The 1,559-nt window shown below is 75.8% G+C and carries 2 protein-coding genes; one reads left to right on the plus strand and one right to left on the minus strand.

Annotated elements, in window-relative coordinates; genetic code table 11:
- Positions 1-142: 142 nt before the first annotated feature.
- Positions 143-856, plus strand: a complete 714-nt coding sequence (locus HCN52_RS24355; protein WP_168090575.1) for a pentapeptide repeat-containing protein — start codon at positions 143-145, stop codon at positions 854-856.
- Between the two features lie 114 nt (positions 857-970).
- Here HCN52_RS24355 and HCN52_RS24360 read toward each other — a convergent pair whose 3' ends face one another.
- Entirely contained in the window at positions 971-1,468 is a 498-nt protein-coding gene (locus tag HCN52_RS24360) for a hypothetical protein (protein ID WP_168090576.1), read from the minus strand.
- Positions 1,469-1,559 lie beyond the last annotated feature (91 nt).

The raw sequence follows: 1,559 nt of genomic DNA on the forward strand, positions 1-1,559 counted from the left end.
CCGCCCTCCGGGGGTGCCGCACCGGCCGGCGCCGACGCCGGCGCCGCGTCCGCCACACGTCGACGGTGACCGCCGTGCCGCCGGCGGGGTGTCGGTGGCGGGGCGCCGGTGGAGTGTCGGTGGCGTGGGACAGACTGGCCGTATGGCACCGCCCGCCGCGCACCGGCCCGCCCGACCGTCCCGTTCCTCCGGCGGTGGGGAGCCCGCCCTCCCCGCACCGCGCCCGCCGGTCTACGAGACACCGGTGCTGCGCCCCGGCGACCGGTACGACCTGGAGCCGGACGCCGACTGCGACGGCGTGGAGTTCGACGGCACCGACCTGGCGGGGGGCTCCGGCAGGGGCGCCACGCTGCTCGGGTGCGTGCTGCGCGGCTGCCGGCTCGACGAGACGGACCTGGGCCGTGCCCGGCTGATCGACTCGCTGCTGACGGGCGTCCGAGGGGTCGGCACCGACCTGGCCGAGGCGACGCTCCGCGACACCGAAGTGCTCGACGCCCGGCTGGGCGGGGTGCAGCTGAGCGCCGCACGGCTCGACCGGGTACGTGTTCGCGGCGGCCGGATCGACTACCTCAACCTGCGGCAGGCACGGCTGACGGACGTGGTCTTCGAGGACTGCGTGCTGGTCGAGCCGGACTTCTCCGGCAGCCGGTTGGAGCGGGTCGCGTTCCCCGGCTCCGAGCTGCGCGGCGCCGACCTCGCCGGGACCACGCTGCGCGACGTGGACCTGCGGGGCGCGGCGCGGTTGGAGGTCGCCCGGGGGGTGGCCGAGCTCGCCGGCGCGGTGGTGAGCCCCGCGCAACTGCTGGAACTCGCCCCCGCGCTGGCGGCCGCCACCGGGCTGCGGGTCCTTCCCTGACGCGACGCCGGCCACGGTCCGCTGCTGCGTCGTCGGAGATGCCTGTGGACAACCCCGGGCACGAGGACGTCCCTCCGCCGTGCAGCCGGCCGCGGCCGAGCTCGCGAAGGCGTCTCAGACGCGGGGGAAGCGGGCGAGCAGGTCCCAGACGGCCGGGTTGTGGTCGAGGTCGTCGTGCATGTCGGTGAGGTCGGCGACGAGGTCGTGAAGGAAGTCCCGCGACTCGCGGCGCAGTTCGGCGTGGGGGACCGAGAGGGTCGGGCCCTCCTCGCGGTCCCAGTCGGCACGGACGGCGACGTGGCCGAACCGGCGCTCGAACCGGAGGAGTTCGGTGGACTCGGTGAAGTCCAGCTCGGCGCGCTGCGGGCGGGCGGCGCGGCTGCCCATCGGGTCGCGGTCCAGGCGCTCGGCGATGTCGCACAGCGCCCACGCGAAGTCCAGTACGGGAACCCAGCCCCAGGAGGTGGCGAGTTCCTCGTCGGTCACGGTGTCGGCGAGGTAGACGTCCCCGCAGAAGAGGTCGTGGCGCAGGGACCGCACGTCGGCGGTGCGGTACTCCGTCTGCGGCGGGTCCGGGAAGCGACGGGAGAGCGCGTAGCCGATGTCGAGCACCGGCCCATCGTGCCACGCCCCCGGCTGCCGGCCCGCGCCCCGGTCGGCGCGAGGTCGAAGCTCAGCTCCACGCGGCTGTCGCTGGTGTTCA

The sequence above is a fragment of the Streptomyces bohaiensis genome, assembly GCF_012033785.1.
In the GTDB taxonomy this organism is placed as follows: Bacteria; Actinomycetota; Actinomycetes; order Streptomycetales; family Streptomycetaceae; genus Streptomyces; species Streptomyces bohaiensis.

Bases quoted from the DNA above. Each gene is read 5' to 3' on its own strand.
- HCN52_RS24355 (WP_168090575.1), top strand. From the start codon at position 143: ATGGCACCGCCCGCCGCGCACCGGCCCGCCCGACCGTCCCGTTCCTCC.